The sequence below is a fragment of the Rhizobium sp. Root483D2 genome, from assembly GCF_001426685.1.
In the GTDB taxonomy this organism is placed as follows: Bacteria; Pseudomonadota; Alphaproteobacteria; order Rhizobiales; family Rhizobiaceae; genus Pararhizobium; species Pararhizobium qamdonense.
In genome coordinates, this window is record NZ_LMFB01000019.1 from 397,638 (window position 1) to 421,294 (window position 23,657).

Annotated in this window: 23 protein-coding genes; 16 read left to right on the forward strand and 7 right to left on the reverse strand. The window is 59.8% G+C overall.

Going from position 1 to position 23,657, the window contains the following annotated elements; all coding sequences use genetic code 11:
* Positions 1-33 precede the first annotated feature (33 nt).
* The 5 genes from ASD32_RS18105 to ASD32_RS18125 are packed head-to-tail and all read left to right on the forward strand — an operon-like array spanning position 34 to position 3,142.
* Entirely contained in the window at positions 34-318 is a 285-nt protein-coding gene (locus ASD32_RS18105; RefSeq protein WP_060639409.1) for an AbrB/MazE/SpoVT family DNA-binding domain-containing protein, read from the forward strand.
* Positions 315-719 (forward strand): type II toxin-antitoxin system VapC family toxin, encoded by a 405-nt coding sequence (locus ASD32_RS18110; protein ID WP_060639410.1) that lies wholly within the window; start codon positions 315-317, stop codon positions 717-719. Before ASD32_RS18105 ends, ASD32_RS18110 begins: the two co-directional genes overlap by 4 nt.
* The gene (gene ruvB / locus ASD32_RS18115; protein ID WP_060639411.1) at positions 716-1,756 is read left to right on the forward strand and encodes a Holliday junction branch migration DNA helicase RuvB; all 1,041 of its coding nucleotides are present in this window, start codon (positions 716-718) and stop codon (positions 1,754-1,756) included. Before ASD32_RS18110 ends, ruvB begins: the two co-directional genes overlap by 4 nt.
* Entirely contained in the window at positions 1,757-2,629 is an 873-nt protein-coding gene (locus ASD32_RS18120; RefSeq protein WP_060639412.1) for a metallophosphoesterase, read from the forward strand.
* 3 nt (positions 2,630-2,632) lie between these two features.
* Positions 2,633-3,142 carry an NUDIX hydrolase gene (locus tag ASD32_RS18125; protein WP_060639413.1) on the forward strand — a complete coding sequence of 170 codons (510 nt, stop codon included), beginning with the start codon at positions 2,633-2,635 and terminating at the stop codon, positions 3,140-3,142.
* A 39-nt stretch (positions 3,143-3,181) separates the two neighbouring features.
* On the opposite strand, the gene ASD32_RS18130 is transcribed toward ASD32_RS18125, so the two are convergent.
* From ASD32_RS18130 to ASD32_RS18140, 3 genes are read right to left on the reverse strand one after another with little or no spacing between them, the layout of a single operon-like run.
* On the reverse strand, positions 3,182-4,069 hold the full coding sequence (locus ASD32_RS18130; RefSeq protein ID WP_060639414.1) for an NAD(P)-dependent oxidoreductase: 888 nt from the start codon (positions 4,067-4,069) through the stop codon (positions 3,182-3,184).
* Positions 4,070-4,082: 13 nt separating this feature from the next.
* Positions 4,083-4,970, reverse strand: a complete 888-nt coding sequence (locus tag ASD32_RS18135) for a glycosyltransferase (protein ID WP_060639415.1) — start codon at positions 4,968-4,970, stop codon at positions 4,083-4,085.
* On the reverse strand, positions 4,967-6,187 hold the full coding sequence (locus ASD32_RS18140; RefSeq protein ID WP_060639416.1) for an NAD-dependent epimerase/dehydratase family protein: 1,221 nt from the start codon (positions 6,185-6,187) through the stop codon (positions 4,967-4,969). Before ASD32_RS18140 ends, ASD32_RS18135 begins: the two co-directional genes overlap by 4 nt.
* A gap of 125 nt (positions 6,188-6,312) precedes the next feature.
* Between ASD32_RS18140 and ybgC the strand changes: the two genes are divergently transcribed.
* Complete coding sequence (ybgC, locus tag ASD32_RS18145; protein ID WP_060639585.1) at positions 6,313-6,756, forward strand: tol-pal system-associated acyl-CoA thioesterase; 444 nt, start codon at positions 6,313-6,315, stop codon at positions 6,754-6,756.
* A gap of 2 nt (positions 6,757-6,758) precedes the next feature.
* On the opposite strand, the gene ligD is transcribed toward ybgC, so the two are convergent.
* The 3 genes from ligD to ASD32_RS18160 are packed head-to-tail and all read right to left on the reverse strand — an operon-like array spanning position 6,759 to position 10,573.
* Complete coding sequence (gene ligD, locus ASD32_RS18150; RefSeq protein WP_060639417.1) at positions 6,759-9,377, reverse strand: DNA ligase D; 2,619 nt, start codon at positions 9,375-9,377, stop codon at positions 6,759-6,761.
* 9 nt (positions 9,378-9,386) lie between these two features.
* Positions 9,387-10,259: a Ku protein gene (locus ASD32_RS18155; protein WP_060639418.1), complete on the reverse strand. Its 873-nt coding sequence runs from the start codon at positions 10,257-10,259 to the stop codon at positions 9,387-9,389.
* Between the two features lie 41 nt (positions 10,260-10,300).
* On the reverse strand, positions 10,301-10,573 hold the full coding sequence (locus tag ASD32_RS18160) for a hypothetical protein (RefSeq protein WP_060639586.1): 273 nt from the start codon (positions 10,571-10,573) through the stop codon (positions 10,301-10,303).
* A gap of 322 nt (positions 10,574-10,895) precedes the next feature.
* Here ASD32_RS18160 and tolQ point away from each other — a divergent pair, with 322 nt between their 5' ends.
* From tolQ to pal, 5 genes are all read left to right on the forward strand, one after another.
* Positions 10,896-11,615 (forward strand): protein TolQ, encoded by a 720-nt coding sequence (gene tolQ / locus ASD32_RS18165; protein ID WP_060639419.1) that lies wholly within the window; start codon positions 10,896-10,898, stop codon positions 11,613-11,615.
* 47 nt (positions 11,616-11,662) lie between these two features.
* On the forward strand, positions 11,663-12,124 hold the full coding sequence (tolR, locus tag ASD32_RS18170; RefSeq protein WP_060639420.1) for a protein TolR: 462 nt from the start codon (positions 11,663-11,665) through the stop codon (positions 12,122-12,124).
* A 10-nt stretch (positions 12,125-12,134) separates the two neighbouring features.
* Positions 12,135-13,202 (forward strand): cell envelope integrity protein TolA, encoded by a 1,068-nt coding sequence (locus ASD32_RS18175; RefSeq protein WP_060639421.1) that lies wholly within the window; start codon positions 12,135-12,137, stop codon positions 13,200-13,202.
* Between the two features lie 38 nt (positions 13,203-13,240).
* On the forward strand, positions 13,241-14,545 hold the full coding sequence (tolB, locus tag ASD32_RS18180; protein ID WP_060639422.1) for a Tol-Pal system beta propeller repeat protein TolB: 1,305 nt from the start codon (positions 13,241-13,243) through the stop codon (positions 14,543-14,545).
* A 191-nt stretch (positions 14,546-14,736) separates the two neighbouring features.
* The gene (gene pal / locus ASD32_RS18185; protein WP_060639423.1) at positions 14,737-15,264 is read left to right on the forward strand and encodes a peptidoglycan-associated lipoprotein Pal; all 528 of its coding nucleotides are present in this window, start codon (positions 14,737-14,739) and stop codon (positions 15,262-15,264) included.
* A 64-nt stretch (positions 15,265-15,328) separates the two neighbouring features.
* On the opposite strand, the gene ASD32_RS18190 is transcribed toward pal, so the two are convergent.
* Complete coding sequence (locus ASD32_RS18190) at positions 15,329-16,174, reverse strand: alpha/beta hydrolase (RefSeq protein ID WP_060639424.1); 846 nt, start codon at positions 16,172-16,174, stop codon at positions 15,329-15,331.
* Positions 16,175-16,435: 261 nt separating this feature from the next.
* On the opposite strand from ASD32_RS18190, the gene ybgF reads away from it, so the two are divergent.
* From ybgF to ASD32_RS18215, 5 genes are all read left to right on the forward strand, one after another.
* Positions 16,436-17,431 (forward strand): tol-pal system protein YbgF, encoded by a 996-nt coding sequence (gene ybgF / locus ASD32_RS18195; protein ID WP_060639425.1) that lies wholly within the window; start codon positions 16,436-16,438, stop codon positions 17,429-17,431.
* A 73-nt stretch (positions 17,432-17,504) separates the two neighbouring features.
* Positions 17,505-18,785 carry a tRNA lysidine(34) synthetase TilS gene (gene tilS / locus ASD32_RS18200; protein WP_060639587.1) on the forward strand — a complete coding sequence of 427 codons (1,281 nt, stop codon included), beginning with the start codon at positions 17,505-17,507 and terminating at the stop codon, positions 18,783-18,785.
* Between the two features lie 138 nt (positions 18,786-18,923).
* A complete protein-coding gene (ftsH, locus tag ASD32_RS18205; RefSeq protein ID WP_060639426.1) occupies positions 18,924-20,864 on the forward strand; it encodes an ATP-dependent zinc metalloprotease FtsH in 1,941 nt (646 codons plus the stop codon).
* Between the two features lie 360 nt (positions 20,865-21,224).
* Positions 21,225-22,577, forward strand: coding sequence for a phosphoglucosamine mutase (gene glmM / locus ASD32_RS18210; protein ID WP_060639427.1), 1,353 nt, complete (start codon positions 21,225-21,227; stop codon positions 22,575-22,577).
* 231 nt (positions 22,578-22,808) lie between these two features.
* Positions 22,809-23,630, forward strand: coding sequence for an outer membrane protein (locus tag ASD32_RS18215; protein WP_060639428.1), 822 nt, complete (start codon positions 22,809-22,811; stop codon positions 23,628-23,630).
* Positions 23,631-23,657 lie beyond the last annotated feature (27 nt).

Consider the following 23,657-nt stretch of genomic DNA (forward strand, 5'->3'; position numbering starts at 1 on the left):
GGCTAAATTCCAGTTCTTCCGAAGGATGTGTCGATGCAGTGGGAATTGATTATTTCTGCCAAGGGCCAAGTGACTATCCCAAAGGAAATGCGGGAGGTCCTGGATCTGCGGCCTGGGGATCAGTTGATTTACAGCTTGATCGATGGGCAGATTGTCGTCACGCCGAAGAATGTCAATTTCAATGATTTGGCAGGGCTTCTGGGCAAGGCGCCAAACGGGCACGCCACGCTGGACGAAATCGACCAGGCAGTCCTTAAGGCTGCGGGCGCAAGTGTAACGGACTTGAAGGGTGACGCGGCGCCGGATGTTGCAGCATGAAGACCTATGGTCTTGATACGAATGTCGTTCTGCGCCTCATTTTGGATGATGATCCAGCCCAGCGACGTGCCGCTTTGATCTTCGGCGCCGGGCTTGGCCGTGAACACTCGGCGTTCTTATCTTTGATCAGTTTGCTGGAGCTGGATTGGGCTCTAAGATCGCAATACGGCTTTCAGAAAGCGGATGTTGCAACTGCGATTGGCAAGCTTTTACACACACGTGGTTTGGCTGTAGAGCATCACAGCATGGTCGTTCAGGCTCTGAGGCTGGTAGAGAGTAGCAATGCGGATTTTGCAGATGCTTTGATTGCCTGCCGATCGCTCGACGTGGGCTGTGTGTCTATCAAGACCTTTGACAAAAAGGCCGCAGGGAAAATACCCGGAATGGAACTTCTCGCATGACCGATGCCGCACGTTTGATCACACCGGAAAAGCGCGGCGAGGACCTCGATACGACATTGCGGCCGCAATCGCTGGACGAGTTTACTGGTCAGGCGGAGGCGCGTGCCAATCTGAAAGTGTTCATCGAGGCGGCAAAGAACCGGGGCGAGGCGCTGGATCATGTGCTGTTCGTTGGTCCGCCCGGCCTGGGCAAGACCACGCTTGCGCAGATCATGGCCAAGGAACTCGGTGTCAATTTCCGGTCGACATCCGGCCCGGTGATCGCCAAGGCCGGGGATCTTGCGGCACTTTTGACCAATCTCGAAGACCGCGACGTGCTGTTCATCGATGAAATCCACCGGTTGAACCCGGCCGTGGAAGAAATTCTCTATCCGGCTATGGAGGATTTCCAGCTGGATCTGATCATCGGCGAAGGACCGGCAGCGCGGTCCGTAAAGATTGACCTGTCGAAATTCACGCTGGTTGCGGCCACCACACGGCTCGGGCTTTTGACGACGCCGTTGCGTGATCGCTTCGGCATTCCGGTGCGGCTGAATTTTTATACGGTGGAGGAACTGGAATCGATCGTTCGCCGTGGCGCCCGGTTGATGGGGCTTGGCATCACCGATGACGGCGCGCGCGAAATTGCCCGCCGTGCGCGCGGCACGCCGCGGATTGCCGGGCGGCTTTTACGCCGGGTGCGGGATTTCGCGGAGGTGGCAAAGGCCGAAGCCGTCACCAAGCAGATTGCCGATGAGGCGCTGACGCGGCTTCTGGTGGATAATATGGGCCTTGATCAGCTCGACAAGCGCTACCTCACGATGATCGCGCTCAATTTCGGCGGCGGCCCGGTCGGGATCGAGACGATTGCCGCAGGGCTATCGGAGCCGCGCGATGCGATCGAGGATATTATCGAGCCCTATATGATCCAGCAGGGTTTCATCCAGCGCACGCCGCGCGGGCGCATTTTAACTGCAAACGCCTGGAAACACCTTGGACTGCAGGTGCCGAAGGATCTGGAAGCCACCCAGTTCCGTCTGTTCCAAGAGGGTGATTGAGTGTTGACGCGGCGCGGCTTTGTCCGAACGCTCGGCGCGCTGTTGTTGTCGGGCGTGGCGTCCGGTGCCTATGCCGTGGGGATAGAACCTGTGGGCCGGCCGCGCATCGTTCGCTACCATCTGATGCCGGAGAATTGGCCGGCCGGGCTGAAGCTGCGGCTGGTGATCCTGGCTGATATCCATGCCTGCAGACCGTTTATGTCTCCCCGCCGGATCGGCGATATCTGTGCGCAGGCGAATGCGCTGAATGGCGACATGATCCTCCTGTTGGGCGATTTTCTGTCGGGAATGCGGATGGGAGGTCACCGGGTCACGTCGAACGAATGGGCGGACGAGCTTGCCCGCCTTGCAGCGCCTCTTGGCGTTCACGCGGTGATGGGCAACCATGATTGGATCGACGACCCCGATGCGATGATCGCGGGCGCGGGGCCGACGATCGTGCATAAGGCGCTGGCCTCGATCAACGTGCCTGTCTACGAGAACCGGGCGACCCGTTTTGAAAAGGATGGCCAAGGGTTTTGGCTGGCGGGCCTTGCCGATCAGATCGGACCGCGCATCGGCCTTGACGATCTGCCGGGAACCTTGGCGCAGGTCACAGACGAGGCGCCGGTTATCCTGATGGCGCATGAGCCGGATGTTTTTCCAGAGGTGCCGGACAGGGTGGCCGTGACTCTGTCGGGGCACACGCATGGCGGGCAGATCCGTCTGTTCGGCTATTCGCCTGTCGTACCATCGCGCTTCCGCAACCGTTACGCCTACGGCCATGTGGTGGAAGACGGCCGCAATCTGATCGTTTCGGGCGGGCTCGGCTGCTCGATCATGCCAGTCCGCTTCGGCTCCCCGCCGGAAATCGTTATTGTCGAACTCGGATAGTCCATGCCCAAACGCAAGATGATCCGGATGGATGGGCCGCAGGGAAAGCGGTTCAATTTCCGCATCGCCGAGCTTGGGTTTCGCGATGGTCATGTTCTGGTGCATCGGGCAGTGCACGAGGATTTCTGGACGTTCCCGGGTGGGCGGGCGGAGATCGGCGAGACATCGGTGGAAACGCTGAAGCGCGAGATGATCGAGGAACTGGGCGTCGAGGTCCGCGTTGGCCGCATGCTCTGGACGGTAGAAAACTTCTTCCGCTACGAGGACCGGGACTATCATGAGATCGGTTTCTACTACGAAATGGAAATCCCGGAACATTTTCCCTTTCATCGAAGCGAGATCGTTCATCGCCTGCGGGATGGCACGAGCGATCTTGAATTCAAGTGGGTTAAGGCGACCAGAGCAGCGCTGACGGCGCTCGATATTCCGCCCTATTTCATCGCCGACCAGATCGGGGACCTGCCGCCGTCGCCGGTCCATATCATCTGGGATGACGGTCATCCTGACCGGTAGATCACGGCGTGGGCTGGGATCTGTTGGGCTAGACCAGAGCTAAACCAACTGCCCTATCGTTTCCCGAAGCAGCTCCAGGCCGCCCGGCTTCCAGCCCAGTGCCTCAATCTTGCGGGTGCCCATCGGATTTAACGCCGCCTTGTCGCCGGTGGGCGGCAGAGGATGCGGACAGTGCGTGAGGTGCTGGAGGATGGACAGGATTTCATGGGTGTCGGTCGAGAGATCGGAGACGTTGAAGGTTTCGCCGTTGATCTGCACGGTGTCTGTTTCCAGCATCAGCCGCACGGCGCGGGCGACGTCGTCGCCGTGGACTTCGGTGCTGGCCCGGACCGGAACAGGCTTGCCGGCAAGATAGTCCTCGAAAAGTCCCGCCCATTTCTGCCGCTGTCCGGCGCCTGCGGGGCCATAGATGCCGGTTGCGCGCAGGCTTGCGGTAACGAAGCCGTGGCCGCAAAGGGACAGGAGGCTGCGCTCGGCCTGCAGCTTGAGCTCGCCATAAAGCGTGTCTGGCTTGCCGTGCATATCCTCTTTCAGAACCGTTCCGGGTGGTTGCGGTCCGTAGGCGGCGCGGCTGGAGAGGAAAACGCAGCGGCGCACGCCGGCATCGCGGGCAGTCTCAAAAAGCCGCACCGTGCCGTCGAGATTGGCGCGGCGGAACTCTTGCGGATCGTCGCCTTCACCGCCCCGGTAGTGTCCGGGAAGGTGATCGAAGGCGGCATGGACGAAATAATAGACGTGATCGAACGCCTCGATCTGGTCAGCATCGGGATCGAGCCGCAGGGGCACGAAGGCGACATCCTTTGAGAAGAAACCAGGCTCCGGCGCGGTGCGGCCGCCGACGGTGACTTTATAGCCATTGGCCAGCAGGTGCTCGACAATGAAGCGGCCGGCATAGCCGGTGCCGCCGGAAACGAGAACGCGTGTCATGAGCTTCCTGATGTCACTTCGGGCCTAATATGTCCGGATTGGGCGCGTCCGGGTTTGGCAATGCGGCAATCTCCGGGATAGCGTCGCCGGTCAGGAAAGCATGCCAGAGATTGATCAGCGGTCGCAGTCTTTCGGCTTTGGAATGATCCTTTTCCCAGGGTTTTTCATATTGGTAATGCAGCACGCCGATCGATGGCCAATCCCAGAGCGCCGGCATGTTGAACCAGACATATTGCAGCATGTTCATCGTGACAGGCAGGCCATGCCAATCTGTGAAAAAATTCTGTAAAAATGTCTGGTCGGTGCGTGGCCAGAAGGCATCGCGTGTGTCGAGCTTTGCCAGCATGTTTTCGAATGTTTGAAGGCTGGGTGTTGCGACGAAAACCCCGGAATTCAGCCGGTGAAAATCAGCAAGGCTTTCATAGACGTTGGGTGCCGCTGAAAATTCCGGATAGCCGAAATAGCGGTCGATGTTTTTCAAGACCAGCGCATCGGCATCGATGAAGATGCAGCGCTCGTATTCGGTCAGCTGCCACAGTCTCAGCTTGCAGAAATTGTCGAGTGGCGAATGAAAGTCAGGTTTGCGACCCTTGGTAAAAGGGGCTGCGCTGTGCAGCGCCCTGCGGGCATGCCGCGCGTTGAAGGCGTCAGAGAGTGGCAGCAACTCGGTTGCGGCGAAACGGCACCCGAATTGCGCGAGCGGCGCCAGCGCATGCTCTGGAACGCCGCCCGTGTGCAGAACGACGATGTCGGCTTGCGTCCCGGTTCGTCTGATCGAACGGGCAAGTGCGGTTGCGCCCATCGCATAATCCGCATTCGTCACCAGCGTCACGAAGGCGTACCGCGATCCGGCGGAGCCGGAAGGCGCGATGCCGTTGGAAGCAGTTCCTGGCTGCGTCATGAAACCGATTTCAGCCTTCTTCCTTCCGGATCATGATTGATCTTGGCGGCGATGTCCTTGGTCCAGGCGGATACGGCCGGCACACGGCTGCGATCGACGCGGTAGGCGTATTTCTTGCCGACATCGACGATTTCCGCAAGCAGGCCGTCCTGCAGCGTGATCGGGTTGTGGCCAAGCTGGCGGAATTTTTCGTTGCGCACGACCAGATCGTTTTCAGCCGCTTCCTTGCGCGGATTGGGCAGCCAGGCAATCTCGGAACCGGTAAGGCCGGCAATCATTTCGGCGAGATCGCGGACCCGGTGTGTTTCGGTCATCTGGTTAAAGATCTCGACGCGGGCGCCGCGCTGCGGCGGGTTTTTCAGCGCCAGCTCGATGCAACGGACCGAATCCTGGATGTGAATGAAAGCGCGCGTCTGGCCGCCGGTACCGTGCACGGTCAGCGGATATCCGATCGCCGCCTGAATGAGGAAGCGATTGAGCACGGTGCCATAGTCGCCGTCATAATCGAAGCGGTTGATCAGCTGTTCATGGCGGCGGGTCTGTTCGGTATGGGTGCCCCAGACGATGCCCTGGTGCAGGTCGGTGATCCGCAACGCGTCATTTTTGGCGTAGAACTGGAACAGCAGCTGATCGAGACATTTGGTCATGTGGTAGATCGAGCCGGGATTGGCGGGGTAGAGGATATCCTGCTTAGCCGTTTCCCCGCTTTCGGTCTCGATGCCCACCGGAAGATAGCCTTCCGGGATCGCCGCGCCAACGGTGGAATATCCATAGACGCCCATGGTACCAAGATGGACCAGATGCGCATCGAGGCCGATCTCGACCATGGCGTTCAACAGGTTATGGGTGGCATTGACGTTGTTGTTGACAGTGTAATTCTTGTGACGGTCGCTCTTCATCGAATAGGGTGCGGCCCGCTGCTCGGCGAAATGGATGACGGCATCCGGGCGGTTTTCCGCAAGCCAGTTTTTCAAGAGCTCATAGTCGCGGGCGAGATCGATCAGGTGAAAATGAATACGCCTTCCGGTCTGCGCATGCCAGATGCGAGTGCGTTCCTGAATGCTGTCCATGGGGGTTAACGACTGGACCCCAAGCTCGGTATCGATCCAGCGGCGGGACAGGTTGTCGAGAATGTGGATGTCATGTCCGGCATCGGACAAATGCAGGGCTGTCGGCCAACCGACAAAGCCGTCACCGCCAAGGACTGCAATTTTCATGCGCCAATCTCCTGTGGGATCGAAATCATGCGCCGGTGATAGGAGAACATTGTGACAAACCTGCAATGCTTGCAAAACCCGTTTGGTTCCTGCACAGAAAAAAGAATAATTTTGCGAGGCTGCGGATGACTTTGATTGCACTTTCCGGCGAGCTGACGGATGCCGGACACCGGTTGCTGCAGCGTGTCTATTACGAGGACACCGACTTTTCCGGCGTCGTCTATCACGCCCGGTACCTGCATTTCATGGAGCGGTCGCGCACGGATTACCTTAGGCTTCTGGGTGTCGAGCAGGCGACTCTGGCAATCGAGGGAGACAGCGAAGGCTTGGTCTTCGTCGTCCACCGGATGGAGATCGATTTCAAGCAGCCCGCGCGCATGGACGATATCCTGACGATCACCACGGCAACAGAAAAGGCGGGAGGCGCCAAAATGGTGCTCGCCCAGGAAATCCGCCGGGAGGGCACGCTGTTGATCGCAGCCAAGGTGATCATCGCCGTCATCAACGGGCAGGGCCGTCCGCGCCGGTTGCCGGAGGCGCTCGGCAAGAGGTTTCTTGGGGAAAGCTGACGTCAGCCGTCGGCGTCAACAGCCTTCAGCATGGCCTTGGTTAGGCTCTGTTTCCAGTCCTTGGCTTCTGTCCAGGGGTCTTTGCCGCTTTCCAGTCGCTCCAGAATATCGGGGATGTGAAAGCCGTTCGCAGCTTCAAGTTCGTCCAGTTCGTCCCAGCTGACGGGCGTGGCGACCGGGCCGTTGGCGCGGGCGCGCACCGAATAGGGGGCAACCGCAGTGGAACCGCGCTCGTTACGCAGCCAGTCGATGAAGATGCGGCCCTTGCGCTTGGCCTTCGACATGGTGGCAATGTAGTGATCGGGATCATTATCGGCGATCTTGGCTGAAAGGCCCTTGGCGAAGGCTTTGGCATCAGCCCACGGGGCGCGGCGGGATAGCGGCACGATGACATGGATGCCCTTGCCGCCGGAAACCATGGCCACCGACTTCAAGCGAATCTCTTCCAGCGCGCTTTTAAGCGACACCGCCGCCTGCTTCACGGTTTCGAACGTGACGCTCGGATCGGGGTCGAGGTCGAAGACGAGCCGGTCGGCGGCGTCGAGCTTGTCGATGGTCGATCCCCAGATATGCAGCTCGATCGTGCCCATCTGCACGGCGGCGACCAGGCCTTTGGCGTCATTGACGTAGAGATAATTGGCCATATCCCCGTCCGACTCCTCGATCGGGACCTGATGGATCTCGTCGGGAAAGCCGTCGCCGGCATGTTTCTGGTAGAAACACTGATGATCCGGCCCCTGCGGGCAGCGCAGGATCGAGGCGGGATGATTGGCGGCGAAGGGCAACATGCGATCGGCAATCACGCCGTAGTACCGCGCAAGGTCGATCTTGGTGATATCCGGATCGGAAAACAGCAGCCGGTCGGCATGGGTGATGCGGATGCCGAGCACATCGCCGTCGGCATCCTTTTGCCTGCGCGTGGGGCGCTTCTTCTCCGCTGCCGGCTCGGTCTTCGCCTCGGTTTGGGTCTGCACAGGCTTGGACGGGGGTGCTGGTTTCTTCGTCTCTGGCGTCACGGCAGAAGCCTCCTTGTCCTCGCGCAGGCCCTGAAAGGCCCCATGACGGATATGACCGTCATCGGTAAATTCGGCGAAATCCACCTCGGCGACAAGATCCGGCGTCAGCCAGACCGCATCACGGGCGATTTCGTTCGGCACTGTACCAAAGGGCGACGTCTTGCGCTTGAGCTTGGAGAAACGGCTGGCGAGATCCGCCATGGTATCTTCATCGAAGCCGGTGCCGACGCGGCCCTGATAGACGAACTTATCGCCTTCATAGGCGCCAACCAGAAGCGAGGCGAAGGCGCGGCCGCGTTTGTCGGACGGCGAATAGCCACCGATGACGAATTCCTGCCGTTTCGTGCATTTGATCTTCAGCCAGCTGCCCACGCGTCCTTCGCGGTAGGGAGCATCGGCCCTCTTGGCGATGATGCCTTCCTGGCCCGCCTTGCACATGGCCTGAAAAACCTTTTCGCCATTGCCGCGCACATGCTCGCTATACTGGATCGCCCGGCTTGTACCCAGAGTATCAAGAAGCGCTTTCAGTGCCTCTTTGCGTTCGATCAGCGGCGCCTTGCGCAAATCCTCGCCATTCAGGTGCAGCAGGTCAAAACCATAAAACCGGGTTTCGCCTCCTATCTTGATCGCCTTCTGCAGGGCGGAGAATTTCGAGCCTTCCTGCGAGGCGGCGACTGCTTCTCCATCGATCAAGGCCGTGTCGCAATCCAGTTGCGCAAAACCGTTGGCAATGTCCGGAAATTTTTCGGTCCAGTCGAGGCCCGTGCGCGTGAAGCAGGTGACGCCTTGTTTGCCGATGGAGACCAGCAGACGGTAGCCGTCGAACTTGGCTTCATTCAGCCAGTCGTCTCCGGCCGGTGCGTCGGCGGTGAGGGTTGCAAGTTGCGGCTTGACGAAGGCGGGCGCTTTGCCGGAGCGTTTCCGCTCGCCTTGAGGCTCGGGTTTTTCCTCGGCAATCGCGCCTGCCTTGACGTTTGCGGCGGCACTTTTGTCCGATTCCCAGATATGGGCCTTCTTTTCGCCCTCACCGGAGGCGATCTCCTCCATCGAACGTCCGGTTTTCACGCTGGTCAGGTTTTCGGTCAGAATGCTTTCGCCGTCCTCGCCGGTGTCCTCGTCATGCTCCTTTATCAGCAGCCAGTTTTCGCGCTTTTCGCCATTGCGCGGCTTCATCCGCACCAGCGTCCAGCCACCATGCATGCGCTGACCGTGGATGTGGAATTTCAGTTTGCCTTCCTTCAGGCCCTCGTCGGGATCATTGTCCGGCTCCCACCAGCCGGTATCCCACAGCATCACCGTTCCGCCGCCATATTGCTTTTTCGGGATCGTCCCCTCGAAATCGCCATAAGCCATGGGATGATCTTCGGTGCGCACGGCAAGCCGCTTGTCTTCGGGGTTGATGCTTGGCCCCCGCGTCACCGCCCAGCTTTTCAAAACACCTTTCCATTCCAGCCGGAAATCATAGTGCAACCGGGTGGCATCGTGCTTCTGCACCAGGAAAAGCTTGCCAGCCTTGGCCGTTTTTGCCGCGCCTTTCGGCTCCGCAGTTTTTGAGAAGTCGCGCTTGCGGTTATATTCGGACAGCTGATCGTGATGCTCGGCCATGGCGGTGCCTCAGGCGGATTTTTTCTTAGGGGTAGCGGCTTTCTTAGAGGGCGCTTTCTTGGGTGCGGCCTTGGTGCCCGAAGCCTTCTCGCCGCCGCCCTCAAGGCTCTTCTTCAATGCCGACATCAGATCGACGACGTTATCGCCGCGTTTGCCGGTGTCTTCCTCGTCATCGACCTCGATCTTCGCCTTCTTGCCCTTGAGCTTCCGTTGAACAAGATCCTTCAGCGCGGTCGAATAGTTGTCCTTGAAGGTCGTGGCATCGAAGGGAGCCGTCTTCTTGTTGATCAATGCGGTTGCGACCTCAAGCAGGTCGTCGTCGGAGGTCTTGCCGGACAGGCCGTGAAACATCGGATCGGCCTTGCGCAGTTCGTCGGCATAGTGCAGCGTCTCCAGGAGAAGGCCGTCGCCGCAGGGCTTGATGGCGGCGATATATTCGCGCCCGCGCAGCGTCAGCTGTCCAAGCCCCACCTTGCCGGATTTACGCAGCGCATCGCGCACCACCCGATAGGCGTCCTCGGCCAGATCGTCGGAGGGAACGACGTAATAGGGCTTGTCATAGTAGATCGGTGAAATTTCGGAGGCATCGACGAACTGTACGAGTTCTAGCGTCTTCTTGGTCTCGAGTTTGACAGCATCGATTTCCTCGGGTTCAAGCAGCACATATTTGCCGCTCTCATATTCATAGCCCTTGACGATCTCGTCGGTGTCGACCGGTCCGATGCCATCGACCACTTTGTCATAGTGAACAGGCTTGCCAGAGGGCTCATGGATTTGGCGGAAGGCGAAGCGTGCGCCGGTCTTGGTGGCGCTGAAGACTTCGACGGGGATGGAAACCAGGGAAAGGCGAAGCTGCCCTTTCCACAATGCACGCGATACCATGTGTCCACCTTTTCACTTAGACGGGTCAGTCCGTACTCTGTTCAGTGCGGAATATTCTTTGCATCCGTGTCGCGCGCCAAAAGGCGTTCAAGGGCTGCTACATCTTCGCTGGTAATCACCGGAACGGGGTCGGAGACCATGGCCTGCAAGACTTCCGGCGAGATCGCACTGTTCTCGATCGCCCATTCCAAAGCCTCGCGCGTCTCGCGCTCCGCCTTTAGCTGCGCATACAGCGCAAGGATGAGACGATCGCGATGATCGAAATGCGCCGGCGGGGAGCGCTTGGACGGTTTTTTGGGCGTGATGGTGCTCATGGCCATCTAACGCGGCAGGGTAGGGAATGTTCCGGCTGCGCGTGCCCCGGAGCCAAGTCTTCGCCAAGATGTCACCGCAGTGCAGTATAGTAAGACTCTCTTAACCATAATGATGTCTTAATGCCGATATTAGGGTTTTGTGCAGTGCACGTCATCCTTTCACCAAGATTGAACGCAAGAAGGCAGACAGGAAGCTTAAAGATCGGCATGACGCTGGTTATCGGCGGCTGCCGGGTCAATTTTGCAACAATGACGTTTGAGCACCCTGGCTGTGAGCATGAGACTGCTCTTGCCGGGCGTTTGGATTCGGGGATTTGAGACTATGGAACAGGTTGGATTGGCTGCGGCAACGACAGACGTAACGCTGTGGTCGCTATTCATGGAGGCGGGCTTCGTGGTGAAGCTCGTCATGCTGGGACTGATTGGCGCCTCGATCTGGACCTGGGCGATCGTTGTCGACAAGTCGCTGAAATTCGGCAAGGTGCGCCGCCAGCTGGATGCCTTTGAACAGGTGTTCTGGTCCGGTCAGTCGCTGGAAGAGCTTTACCGGACATTGTCCGACCGCACGACCTCGGGCATGGGAGCGATCTTCGTCTCGGCCATGCGCGAATGGAAGAAGTCCTTCGAGCGCGGCGCCCGCTCGCCGATCGGCCTGCAGATGCGTATCGACCGCGCCATGGACGTGACGCTGTCGCGTGAGGCAGAAGCGCTGGAATCGCGGCTTGGGTCGCTCGCTACAATTGGTTCGGCCGGCCCGTTCGTCGGCCTGTTCGGGACCGTTGTCGGTATCATGACGTCGTTTCAGGCGATCGCGGGTTCTAAATCGACCAACCTTGCGGTCGTGGCTCCCGGTATTGCCGAGGCGCTTTTGGCCACCGCAATCGGACTTCTTGCCGCTATCCCGGCGGTTATCGCCTACAACAAATTCTCCGCCGATGCCGGCAAGCTGACCGCTCGCATGGAAGGGTTCGCCGACGAATTCTCGGCCATTCTTTCGCGCCAGATCGATGAAAAGCTGCAGCCGCGTCAAGCGGCGCAGTGACGGCCGCAGTGTCAAAAGCCTGAGCGGCACGAAGACGGAGATAGACCATGGGTATGTCAGCAGCAGGTGGATCGAAGGGTGGCGGCCGACGCCGTGGCGGCCGGAGTGGCCGCGGCGGCAAGGGCGTCATGAGCGAGATCAACGTGACGCCGTTCGTCGACGTCATGCTGGTTCTCCTGATCATCTTCATGGTTGCCGCCCCGATGATGACGGTCGGCGTGCCGATCGACCTGCCGGAAACGCAGGCAAAGGCCCTGAATGCCGAAACCCAGCCGATCACGATTTCGGTGAAGACCGACGGCCAGGTCTTCCTGCAGGAAACGCCGATCCCCGTCGAAGAGGTCGCGGCCAAGCTCGAGGCGATTGCCACGACGGGCTATAGCGAGCGCATCTTCGTGCGTGGCGATGCGACCGCACCTTACGGCGTGATCGCCGACGTGATGGCGCGTATCCAGGAAGCCGGTTTCAAGAATATCGGTCTCGTCACCCAGCCGCAGAAGGGCCAGTAGAGCGCTAACGATGAAGAGCAGTCTCATCACATCCGCTGTGCTGCATGGCCTGGTTCTGACCTGGGCGCTGGTGTCGCTTGGCAGCCCCAAATCGTTCGAGGTCTCCAGCATGGAGTCCATTCCGGTCGATATGGTGTCTGTCGAAGAGCTGACCCAGCTGCAGATGGGAGACAAAACGGCTCCGAAATCCGAAAAGCCTTCTCCCATTCCGACGAAAAAGCCGGCCGAAATCAACGATGGTGAAAATGTCGGCGATAACAGCGTCGATCTGAAAACACCGCCCAAACCGGAATCCAAGCCGATCGAGAAGGAATCGACCGGCGCGATCAAGGCTGAGGAAAAGCCGCTGCCGACACCGGAACCGGTGAAGGAAGACACGCCGGAGGTGACGGAAGAAAAGCCGGCATCCGAGCCTGCGACCGAAGTGGCCGCCTTGCCGGAGCCAAAGCAGGAGGTTCAGCCGGACCCTAAGCCGGCCGAGACGCCCGCTGAGGAAAAGCCTGCGGAAAATCCGGATGCGGAAGCGCTGCCGGATAAGGTTCCGACGCCGATGACCAAGCCGAAGGTGGAACAGCCGGCGCAGACGGCCAAGACGCCCGATCGCAAGAACGAAGAAAACAAGACCGAAAAGAAGAAGACATCGACGGCCATGAAGTCGGACTTCGACGCCGATCAGGTGGCAGCGCTTCTCAACAAGCAGGATTCGTCCGGCGGCGGCAAGAAACGCTCTACCGAAACGGCTTCGCTCGGCACCACGAAAACCACCGGCAATACGCTGTCCGCCAGCGAAATGGACGCGCTGCGGGGCCGGATCGAAAACAACTGGTCCGTCGTTGCAGGTATTTCCGGCGCCGAAGGTCTGACGATCACGGTGACGATGCAGCTCGACAAGAATGGCGGCATCGTCGGGCGGCCTGAAGTGGTTGCATCCGGCGGCACGGATGCGGCGCGGCGCACCTTCGAGGGCAGCGTGCGGCGGGCGATCATGAAGTCTGCGCCGTTCGATAACCTGCCTGCCGACAAATACGATTCCTGGAGCGAAGTGGTCGTTAATTTCGATCCTAGCGCCATGCTTTAGAACATCACACGAATGAATGGCTGAAAGGCTCCGTTACAATGTTGAAACGCAACCCCTTCCGTTTTCTAATCGCGCTGGCGACGATGGTCACCCTTGTGGTCGCACCCGCTCATGCGCGCGTGGAAATCAATATCAACAAGGGCAATGTCGAGCCTTTGCCAATCGCCGTCACTGACTTTCTGCAGGGTGAACTGGGCCAGAAGATTTCCGACGTGGTGGCCGCCGACCTGAAGCGCTCCGGCCTGTTTGCGCCGATCGCCAAGACGGCCTTCATCGAAAAGATCACCAATCCGGATGCGGCTCCGCGTTTTGAGGACTGGAAGGTGATCAACGCGCAGGCTCTGGTCACCGGCCGCGTCACCCAGGAAGGTGATGGCCGCCTGAAGGCCGAGTTCCGCCTGTGGGACAGCTTTGCCGGCCAGCAGATGGCAGGCCAGCAGTTCTTCACCCAGCCGGAAAACTGGCGCCGTGTCGCTCATATCATCGCCGATGCGATCTATGAGCAGATCACCGGTGAAAAGGGCTATTTCGATACACGTATCGTCTATGTCGCCGAAAGCGGTCCGAAGACGGCACGCAAGCGGCAGCTGGCCATTATGGACCAGGATGGCGCAAATGCGCGCGGCATCACCAATTCCAATGACATCGTGCTGACGCCGCGTTTTTCGCCGAACAAGCAGGAAATCACCTACATGTCGTTTGAAGGCAACGAGCCGCGCGTCTATCTGCTGCAGCTTGAAACCGGACAGCGCGAAGTGGTCGGCAATTTCCCCGGCATGACCTTTGCGCCGCGCTTCTCGCCGGATGGCCAGCGGGTCATCATGAGCCTGCAGCAGGACGGCAACGCCAACATTTACACGATGGACCTGCGCTCGCGCACCACGACGCGGCTGACCTCGACGGCAGCGATCGATACCTCGCCGTCCTATTCGCCGGATGGCAGCCAGATCGTGTTCGAAAGCGACCGGGGCGGCCGTCAGCAGCTTTATGTCATGAGCGCCGGTGGCGGCGGACAGAACCGCATCTCGTTTGGCGACGGCTCCTATTCCACGCCAGTGTGGTCGCCACGTGGGGATCTGATCGCTTTCACCAAGCAGTCGGGCGGCAAGTTCTCGATCGGCGTGATGAAGCCGGATGGTTCGGGCGAACGCATCCTGACGACCGGCTTCCACAATGAAGGTCCGACCTGGGCCCCGAATGGCCGCGTCCTGATGTTCTTCCGCCAGAATGCCGGTGCCGGTGGCCCGCAGCTCTATTCGATCGATCTGACCGGCTATAACGAGCAGCTGGTTCAGACCAAGGGCTTCGCCTCCGACCCGGCCTGGTCGCCGCTTCTGGAATAGCCTTCTCAATGCATTGTGACGGTGCGGCGGGGAATATGGCAAATTTGCCGCTTTCTCGCCGCAAAGGACTGATCTAGCAAGCCCACAAGCCTATTTTGACAAACTGTTAACCATATTCGTTGAAATGGGATTAACCGCTTCCGGTTACAGTCTGGCAACCCTGAATTCCGACCATCCAAGGAGACCGGCCCATGAGCCGCATTCACGCCCAGGCCGCAGGCCGCATGCAATCCCTCGCCCGCAACCCGATCATGATCGCTCTCTTTGCCAGCCTGGCTCTCGCCGCCTGCGCCAAGAAGCCGATGAACAGCGCCGGCGATCTTGGCCTTGGTGCCAACTCCGCAGCGACCCCGGGCTCGGCCCAGGACTTCACCGTCAATGTCGGCGACCGCATCTTCTTCGATACGGACTCCACCTCGATCCGTGCAGATGCCCAGGCAACGCTCGATCGCCAGGCTCAGTGGCTAGCCAAGTACCCGAACTACGCCATCACGGTCGAAGGTCATGCCGACGAACGCGGCACCCGCGAATACAACCTGGCGCTCGGCGCACGCCGTGCGGCTTCGACCAAGGAATATCTCTCCTCGCGTGGTATCTCGGCCTCGAAGATCCGCACGATCTCCTACGGCAAGGAAAAGCCGGTCGCTGTCTGCGACGACATTTCCTGCTGGTCGCAGAACCGCCGCGCCGTCACGGTTCTCGGTGGCGCCGGCATGTAATTGCCGACAGCCGGACGATCTCAATTGCAAAGGGCCGCGTGTTTTTCACGCGGCCCTTTTTTCGTTATGCGGCTGCGCCATGCGCCGCGATGGCGCCGATGATCTGCGGCCAGTCGTTCCTGTGTAGCTCGTGCCCGCCACCCTCGATCCGCTCCAGTTTCGCGCCCGCGACGGCGTTTGCCAAAGCCTCGCCATGGGCGAGCGGAAAGATCGGGTCCGAGGTTCCATGAATGACGAGGAGGGGAACATGCAGGTCTGCTGCGGCCAGTTGCTTTTCATCGTCGCCGCCTTCCACCAGGAAGTGGTTGGTCGCGTTAACAAACGAAGGGGCCCGGTCCATGTCGTGCTCGATCAGCTGAAGTGCTGCCGCTTCGTCATGCGGATGGGCGGTGCTTGCTATCATGCGGACATCGCGCATCATGAAACCGGTGACGCTTTCGCGGTCGGTCCAGTCAAGCGTCTCGGCCGTGGCCGCGTGTGCGCTATACGCATCGGTGAAACCTGGCAAGCCGTCAATGCCAAGCGGGCTCGAACTTATGATTGTGAGCGTCCGGACGCGGGCGGGATAGGACAGTGCAACGCGTTGCGCGATGAAGCCGCCCATCGACATGCCGATGATATCTGCGGTTTTGATCCTGTAACCGTCGAGAATTGCAACGGCATCCTGCGCCATGTCTGAAAGCGTATAACCGGGCTCTCCAAGCGGATAGGTCGTGGACAGGCCCGTATCGCGATTATCATAGCGGATGACGAAATGTCCGCGTGCGGCAAGTTGCTCGCAGAACTCCTCCGGCCACCACAGCATCGAGGCCATCGCCCCCATGATCAAAAGCAGGGCGGGGTCGGTGGGATGGCCGAATGCTTCGGTGGCAATCTCCACCTCGCCGCGCCTGATCGTCAAAACTGCCATATCCTGCCTCCAGATTGCGAAATGAAACTGGTTGCATATTGAATTCAGTTTTTGGATTTGGCAAGAGGACTTTCGTCAGCGTGGTGGTTTCAATCGACGCGCGGCAGAAAGCTTGGACATTCGGGCTGCTCTTTCTTTTTTGTCACACTTTGACCGAACTCCGTTGCTTTTTGAGGCCAATTGGAAAACTGTGCGGAAATCATCCATCGACCGATTTGAACCGGTTCGGGTGAGAGTGGATAGATAAACAGGACACATGACATGAAACATTTTGTCGTGGCGGGATTGATCGGCCTGACTGCCTTTGCGGGCTTTGGACAGACAGTCACCGCCATGCCGCTTTCCGCGCTGTTTAACCGCGCAATTCACGGCGAAACCCAGTTGCCGGGGAACGCGCCGCTGCTCAAGGTCCAGTCGAGTGAGGTTGGACGCATCGGGCAGCTCGAGGAACAGATCCGCTCGCTCAACGGGCGTATCGAAGAGATGAGTTACCAGCTTCTGCAGATGCAGGAGCAGATCCGCAAATTCCAGGAGGATAACGAATTTCGTTTCCAGGAACTGGAAGGCGGCAAGTCGGGCTCCACCAAGAAGAGCCAGCTGGAAACACCACGCACCACCGATCAGGCTGCCGCGACTGCGCCGGCAGCCACCGATCAGGCAACAGCAACCGATCCCAACACAGGTTTGGGATCGGGTACCGTTGCCGGTGGCAATGCGGGCGCGCCGTCGGCGACGCTTGGCCAGATCATCTTTGACGAAAACGGCAATCCCGTTGCGGCAAACCAGGATACGTCGAGCCTTGAATCCTCGCTTCCCGGCACGGATCAGGGGCTCAACCAGACGCCGGACACCCAGCAGCAGACGGCAGCACTCGACAATCCCGGCGATCTCTATCAGTCGGCCTATGGCCATGTGCTGACCGGCGATTACAGCCAGGCCGAAAACGAATTCCGCAGCTATCTCGAAGCGTTCCCGAAGGGCGAAAAAGCCGCGGATGCGAGCTTCTGGATGGGCGAAGCACAATATTCCCAAGGCAAGTTCAACGATTCCGCCAAGACATTCCTGAATGCGCACCAAGCCTACAGCAAATCGCCCAAGGCTCCGGAGATGCTCTTGAAGCTCGGCATGTCGCTGGCGGCCCTCGACAACAAGGACACAGCCTGCGCCACGCTGCGCGAGGTCAACAAACGCTACCCGAAAGCGTCACAGGCCGTGAAGGCCAAGGTGACCAGGGAACAGGGCCGTCTTGCCTGCTGAGGCGGACCGCGCCGCGCCGCACGCCGCTTTTAAGGCGGCACAACAATTTCTCTCCAGCTTCAAGACCCCCGGCATGATCCTCGCTGCCGTTTCCGGCGGCAGCGATTCAAAAGGCCTGCTGCTTGCGTTGCATGAAGCAATCACGCTCGGTGGCTTCTCCGCCTTTTCCCTGTCGGCCTGCACTGTCGATCATGCGCTGCGGCCCGAATCCGCTGCGGAAGCAAACGCGGTGGCAGCATTTTGCGCGCAAAGAGGGATCGCGCACAGCGTTCGCCGCTGGCACGGCGACAAGCCTGTGACCGGTATTCAGGCGGCAGCGCGGGCAGCGCGCTATTGCTTGCTTGCCGATGCCGCGCAGGAGATTGGCGCGATTTGCATCGTCACAGCCCACACCGCCGACGATCAGGTCGAAACGATTGCCATGCGGCAGACACGGTCGGAGCCCGGCGCGCCTGGTCTCGCCGGAATGGCGGCCAGCGTTCTTGTCGAACGCCGGGCCTGGGTTTTGCGGCCTTTTCTTGATCTGCACCGGACGGAGATCCGCGCCTTTCTGACCGCGAAAGGCGAGGGGTGGTTCGATGACCCGAGCAACGACAACCGGCAGTTCGAGCGTGTGCGCATGCGCCATGCCTTAGCCGGGAGCGGCTCGTCGCCTGCGGATATCCTTGCGGCCGGTCGAGCCCGGCTTGCCTCAAGCGAGCGTGCGGCGAAGCTGTTGTCCCGGCATGTCCAAGGGTTCGAAGGGCTGGTGGCACGCGTAGATCCGGCACTCTCGGCCAGGATGGACGACCCAGACTGCGCGCGTGCGCTTCTGTCGCTCGCGTCCGTGGTCGGTGGCCGTGCGCATCTTCCCGGCCGGGAAACGGCTGGGCGGCTGGCTGCCTTTTTGAAATCGCCTGGGGGCGGACGGATGACGGCGGGGCGGGTGGTGTTCGATAATCGCAAATCGGGGCTCTATCTCTATCGCGAGGCAAGGGGGCTGCCGCATCTCGAGCTTCACCCCGGCGAACGCGCGCTGTGGGATGGCCGCTTTTTCGTCGAAAATACCGGTCGCGACCGGGTTGCCGTCCATGCTGGCGGCGAAACGGGTGCGTTGTGCGCGAGACTGATTGCCGCAGGCCTGCCCGAACCGGTGACCAAGCGCGCCGTCAAATCCGCGATCAGCTTCGGTGCGGTTGCGGCGTTCGCCGATCTCACCGATGTGCAGGCCGTAGTGCCGCCAACGCCCTTGGTGCAAGCCCATCTCGGCCTCTACGACACCTTTTTGCCGTGTTTCGACCTGATGATGGCCAATAGTATCGCCGCCCTCTTTGGCCGTGATGGCTATCCTGCTCCTCCCGTTCATGATGTTTGACGGAAAAGTTGGGGTTTTGACGGAAAAGTCAGGTTCGTCTTGAGTTTGCCTTGGCAAGGCGGTTACGCAACCCTATGTTAGGCGCAAGAATGCAGCCACAAATCATTGCGGGTTGCGACAGAGGTTCCGGGGAGTTCGATGAACCCTAATTTCAGAAATTTTGCATTGTGGGCAATCATTGCCCTGCTTTTGATCGCGCTGTTCAGCATGTTCCAGCAGCCGACCGAGCGGACGGGTTCGAAGGATGTGCCCTTTTCCCAGTTCCTGAAAGATGTTGACGGAAGTCGCGTCAAGGAAGTGGTGATCACCGGCAACAAGGTCATCGGCTCCTATGCCGAGAGCGGCGCCACCTTCCAGACCTATGCGCCTGCGATCGATACGGCTTTGACCGAGCGCATGGAAGCCAAGAATGTCACCGTGACGGTTCGCCCCGAAACCGACGGCTCTTCCGGCTTCCTCAGCTATGTCGGCACCTTGCTGCCGATGCTCCTCATCCTCGGTGTCTGGCTGTTCTTCATGCGCCAGATGCAGGGTGGTTCGCGCGGTGCGATGGGTTTCGGCAAGTCCAAGGCCAAGCTTTTGACCGAAGCGCACGGCCGCGTGACGTTTGACGACGTTGCAGGCGTAGATGAGGCCAAGCAGGATCTGGAAGAAATCGTTGAATTCCTGCGCGACCCGCAGAAGTTCCAGCGCCTTGGTGGCCGTATCCCGCGCGGCGTGCTGCTCGTCGGCCCTCCCGGCACCGGTAAGACCCTGCTTGCCCGCTCGGTTGCCGGCGAAGCCAACGTGCCGTTCTTCACGATTTCCGGTTCGGACTTCGTTGAAATGTTCGTCGGCGTCGGCGCAAGCCGTGTCCGCGACATGTTCGAGCAGGCCAAGAAGAATGCCCCTTGCATCATCTTCATCGACGAGATCGACGCCGTCGGCCGCCATCGTGGCGCCGGTCTTGGCGGCGGTAACGACGAACGCGAGCAGACGCTCAACCAGTTGCTGGTCGAGATGGACGGCTTTGAGGCCAATGAAGGCATCATCCTGATCGCTGCGACCAACCGTCCCGACGTTCTCGACCCGGCCCTTCTGCGTCCGGGCCGTTTCGACCGCCAGGTCGTGGTGCCGAACCCGGATATCAACGGCCGCGAACGCATCCTCAAGGTGCACGTTCGCAACGTTCCGCTGGCCCCGAATGTCGATCTCAAGGTTCTGGCCCGTGGTACCCCCGGTTTCTCCGGTGCCGACCTGATGAACCTGGTCAACGAAAGCGCCCTGATGGCCGCGCGCCGCAACAAGCGCGTCGTCACCATGCAGGAATTCGAGGACGCCAAGGACAAGATCATGATGGGCGCGGAGCGCCGCTCGTCCGCCATGACCGAGGCTGAGAAGAAGCTGACCGCCTATCACGAGGCCGGCCATGCGATCATGGCGCTGAAGGTTCCGGTGGCCGATCCGCTGCACAAGGCGACGATCATTCCGCGCGGCCGTGCGCTCGGCATGGTCATGCAGCTTCCCGAAGGCGACCGCTATTCGATGAGCTACAAGTGGATGGTATCGCGCCTAGCCATCATGATGGGCGGCCGCGTTGCCGAGGAAATCACCTTCGGCAAGGAAAACATCACGTCCGGCGCGTCCTCCGATATCGAGCAGGCAACCAAGCTTGCCCGGGCGATGGTGACGCAGTGGGGCTTTTCCGATCAGCTCGGCCAGGTTGCCTATGGCGAAAACCAGCAGGAAGTCTTCCTTGGCCATTCCGTGTCGCAGTCGAAGAACGTGTCCGAGGCAACGTCCCAGAAGATCGACAACGAGATCCGCCGCCTGATCGACGAAGCCTATCTCGAAGCCAAGCGCATCATTACCGACATGCACAGCGAGTTCGTTGCGATCGCTGAAGGCCTGCTCGAATATGAAACGCTGACCGGCGACGAGATCAAGGCGTTGATCCGCGGCGAAAAGCCGGCGCGTGATCTCGGCGACGATTCGACACCGCATCGCGGCTCGGCCGTCCCGTCTGCCGGAACCAAAAAAGACGGTTCTGTTGGCAAGGGTGACGAGGCCGAAGGCGGGTTCGAACCGCAGCCGCAATAATCGGCACCTAGCCAAAAAACGAAATTGGACCGCCGCGCCGTCATGCGCGGCGGTTTTTCTTTGTCCCTGATGGCTCCGTGTTGGTAACGCGCTGTAATGAATTCTGATGATAGAACGGGATGCTGCCGCAGAAGATTTATGGCATGACGTAGCAAGGTCGCCCAAAAGGATGCGTCGGATTCTGGCGCAACTGCAGGCATAACTGAAAACCTGGGCGCTGTGGGAAAGCGGTCTCTTGCGAGGCCCCCGGCGACGGTTTTGTTGCAATGACCTTTTGGGCTTGAGGTTAAATCAAAGGCGATGTCGCCGGAAGCGCGCTCTGGGTGGGCGCCGGCACCCCTGATGAAAATTGGAGTTCTTATGAAGCGCAGATATTTCGGCACGGATGGCATCCGCGGGCAGTCCAATGTCTTTCCGATGACGCCTGATCTCGCCATGCGGGTCGGTATCGCCGTCGGCACCATTTTCCGCAATGGCGCCCATCGTCACCGGGTGGTGATCGGCAAGGACACGCGCCTGTCCGGTTATATGCTGGAAAACGCGATGGTGGCCGGCTTTACTGCGGCCGGGCTCGATGTCTTCCTGCTCGGACCGATCCCGACCCCCGGCGTTGCGATGCTGACGCGGTCGCTGCGCGCCGATGTCGGCGTGATGATCTCGGCTTCGCACAATCCGTTCGAGGACAATGGCATCAAGCTGTTCGGCCCGGATGGCTACAAACTCTCCGACGAGATCGAGGGGCAGATCGAAGACCTGCTCGACAAGGATATGACGGCACAGCTTGCCAAGTCGCAGGAAATCGGCCGGGCCAAGCGCGTCGAGGGCGACATCTACCGCTATATCGAACACGCCAAGCGCACCTTGCCGCGCGATGTGACGCTGCAGGGCTTGCGGGTTGCCATCGACTGCGCCAATGGTGCCGCCTACAAGGTCGCCCCTCTCGCTCTTTGGGAACTGGGCGCCGATGTCGTGACCATCGGCAACGAGCCGAACGGCATGAATATCAATCTCGACTGTGGCTCCACACATCCAGCAGCCTTGTCGCGCAAGGTGCATGAGGTCCGGGCCGATATTGGCATTGCGCTGGATGGCGATGCCGACCGGGTGCTGATCGTCGATGAAAACGGCACTGTGATCGATGGCGATCAGCTGATGGCGGTGATCGCCAATAGCTGGGCCGACGACGGCGTGCTCAAGGGCAACGGTATCGTTGCGACCGTCATGTCCAATCTCGGGCTCGAGCGTTATCTTAACGGCCGTGGGCTGGATCTGCATCGCACCAAGGTTGGTGACCGGTATGTGGTCGAACACATGCGCCAGCACGGCTTCAATGTCGGCGGCGAGCAGTCCGGTCATCTGGTGCTTTCCGATTTCGGCACGACCGGTGACGGTCTGGTTGCTGCGCTTCAGATCCTTGCCTGCGTCAAGCGCCAGGGCAAGACGGTCAGCGAGGTCTGCAACCGCTTCGATCCCGTGCCGCAGGTCTTGAAGAATGTCCGGGTATCGGCCGGCATGCCGCTTGAAAACGCCACCGTTCGCAAGGCCATTGCCGATGCGGAATCCGAACTGGCCAAAAACGGCCGCCTGCTGATCCGTCCGTCCGGCACCGAACCGCTGATCCGCGTCATGGCCGAGGGCGACGACCGGGCGCAGGTCGAGCGCATTGTCGATGAACTGGTCAGCGTCATCGGCGGCGCGCGCGACGTCGCCTGAGCGCACTTCTCTAATAAGACTTGAAGAGACCGGGTTTTGCCCGGTCTTTTTTGTGCGTTGTTTAAAAAGCCGATGATGTTGCTTTCTGCAGCATGCAATTTCTTAACAGTTACGGTAAATTTTTGTAGTTAATCAGACCTTAACCTTTCCTATTCATGATCAACATCAACACAATTTGTTGGAAGCCGGTCTTTCGGCTGACCAGGCAGCAAGAAGTATTGGAGTGTGGCCATGAAGACTATTTTGATTGGCGTTGTTGCAGCTATGCTCGGCAGCACCGCAACCTTCGCCGCGGATTTTTATGAGCCGCCGATCGAGCAGCCCGTTTCCGAGCCGGTACAGCTGGCGGAAGCCAGCGGATGGTATCTGCGCGGTGATGTCGGTTATGCCTTCACCAAGCTTCGCGGCGCCAATTTCTACCAGGGTCCCGGCCGCTTTGTTCGCGATTTCGACGATGCCGATCTCGATGACAGCTGGACCGCAGGCGTCGGTGTCGGTTACCAGATCAACCATTATCTGCGCACCGACCTCACGCTCGACTATCTCGGCAAGGCCGATTTCGATGGCTCGACGTCCGGCAGCTGCGGTGTTGCCGTGTCCTGCACCTCGCGCGATGTTTCGGCAATCGCAGCCTGGAGCCTGATGGCCAACGCCTATGTCGATATCGGCACCTATGGCTCATTCACGCCCTACGTCGGCGCCGGCATCGGCGGTACGCAGGTCAGGTGGGACAAGCTGCGCAATACCAGCTGCGAAACCGGCAACCCGGGCAATTGCGATCCGAGCTTCGAACATGACGGCCGCAGCAAGTGGCGCTTCACCTACGGCCTGATGGCCGGTACAGCGATCGATCTGACCTGCAACCTGAAGGCCGATGTCGGCTACCGTTTCCGCCATGTCCTCGCCGGCGATATGTTCGGCTATAACGCCAATAGCGGTCCAGGTCGCGACGAGGGCATCTATCTGCATGAAGCCCGCGCCGGTCTGCGCTATTCCTTCGGCGGTTGCGCGGAGGCCTATGTGCCGCCGGCCGAGCCGATCGTCTACAAGTAAGCGCATCGCGCGATCCGTCACCAAAGG

Bases quoted from the DNA above. Each gene is read 5' to 3' on its own strand.
- ASD32_RS18105 (WP_060639409.1), top strand. From the start codon at position 34: ATGCAGTGGGAATTGATTATTTCTGCCAAGGGCCAAGTGACTATCCCA.
- ASD32_RS18110 (WP_060639410.1), top strand. From the start codon at position 315: ATGAAGACCTATGGTCTTGATACGAATGTCGTTCTGCGCCTCATTTTG.
- ruvB (WP_060639411.1), top strand. From the start codon at position 716: ATGACCGATGCCGCACGTTTGATCACACCGGAAAAGCGCGGCGAGGAC.
- ASD32_RS18125 (WP_060639413.1), top strand. From the start codon at position 2,633: ATGCCCAAACGCAAGATGATCCGGATGGATGGGCCGCAGGGAAAGCGG.
- ASD32_RS18130 (WP_060639414.1), bottom strand. From the start codon at position 4,069: ATGACACGCGTTCTCGTTTCCGGCGGCACCGGCTATGCCGGCCGCTTC.
- ASD32_RS18135 (WP_060639415.1), bottom strand. From the start codon at position 4,970: ATGACGCAGCCAGGAACTGCTTCCAACGGCATCGCGCCTTCCGGCTCC.
- ASD32_RS18140 (WP_060639416.1), bottom strand. From the start codon at position 6,187: ATGAAAATTGCAGTCCTTGGCGGTGACGGCTTTGTCGGTTGGCCGACA.
- ybgC (WP_060639585.1), top strand. From the start codon at position 6,313: ATGACTTTGATTGCACTTTCCGGCGAGCTGACGGATGCCGGACACCGG.
- ligD (WP_060639417.1), bottom strand. From the start codon at position 9,377: ATGGCCGAGCATCACGATCAGCTGTCCGAATATAACCGCAAGCGCGAC.
- ASD32_RS18155 (WP_060639418.1), bottom strand. From the start codon at position 10,259: ATGGTATCGCGTGCATTGTGGAAAGGGCAGCTTCGCCTTTCCCTGGTT.
- ASD32_RS18160 (WP_060639586.1), bottom strand. From the start codon at position 10,573: ATGAGCACCATCACGCCCAAAAAACCGTCCAAGCGCTCCCCGCCGGCG.
- tolQ (WP_060639419.1), top strand. From the start codon at position 10,896: ATGGAACAGGTTGGATTGGCTGCGGCAACGACAGACGTAACGCTGTGG.
- tolR (WP_060639420.1), top strand. From the start codon at position 11,663: ATGGGTATGTCAGCAGCAGGTGGATCGAAGGGTGGCGGCCGACGCCGT.
- ASD32_RS18175 (WP_060639421.1), top strand. From the start codon at position 12,135: ATGAAGAGCAGTCTCATCACATCCGCTGTGCTGCATGGCCTGGTTCTG.
- tolB (WP_060639422.1), top strand. From the start codon at position 13,241: ATGTTGAAACGCAACCCCTTCCGTTTTCTAATCGCGCTGGCGACGATG.
- pal (WP_060639423.1), top strand. From the start codon at position 14,737: ATGAGCCGCATTCACGCCCAGGCCGCAGGCCGCATGCAATCCCTCGCC.
- ASD32_RS18190 (WP_060639424.1), bottom strand. From the start codon at position 16,174: ATGGCAGTTTTGACGATCAGGCGCGGCGAGGTGGAGATTGCCACCGAA.
- ybgF (WP_060639425.1), top strand. From the start codon at position 16,436: ATGAAACATTTTGTCGTGGCGGGATTGATCGGCCTGACTGCCTTTGCG.
- tilS (WP_060639587.1), top strand. From the start codon at position 17,505: ATGATCCTCGCTGCCGTTTCCGGCGGCAGCGATTCAAAAGGCCTGCTG.
- ftsH (WP_060639426.1), top strand. From the start codon at position 18,924: ATGAACCCTAATTTCAGAAATTTTGCATTGTGGGCAATCATTGCCCTG.
- glmM (WP_060639427.1), top strand. From the start codon at position 21,225: ATGAAGCGCAGATATTTCGGCACGGATGGCATCCGCGGGCAGTCCAAT.
- ASD32_RS18215 (WP_060639428.1), top strand. From the start codon at position 22,809: ATGAAGACTATTTTGATTGGCGTTGTTGCAGCTATGCTCGGCAGCACC.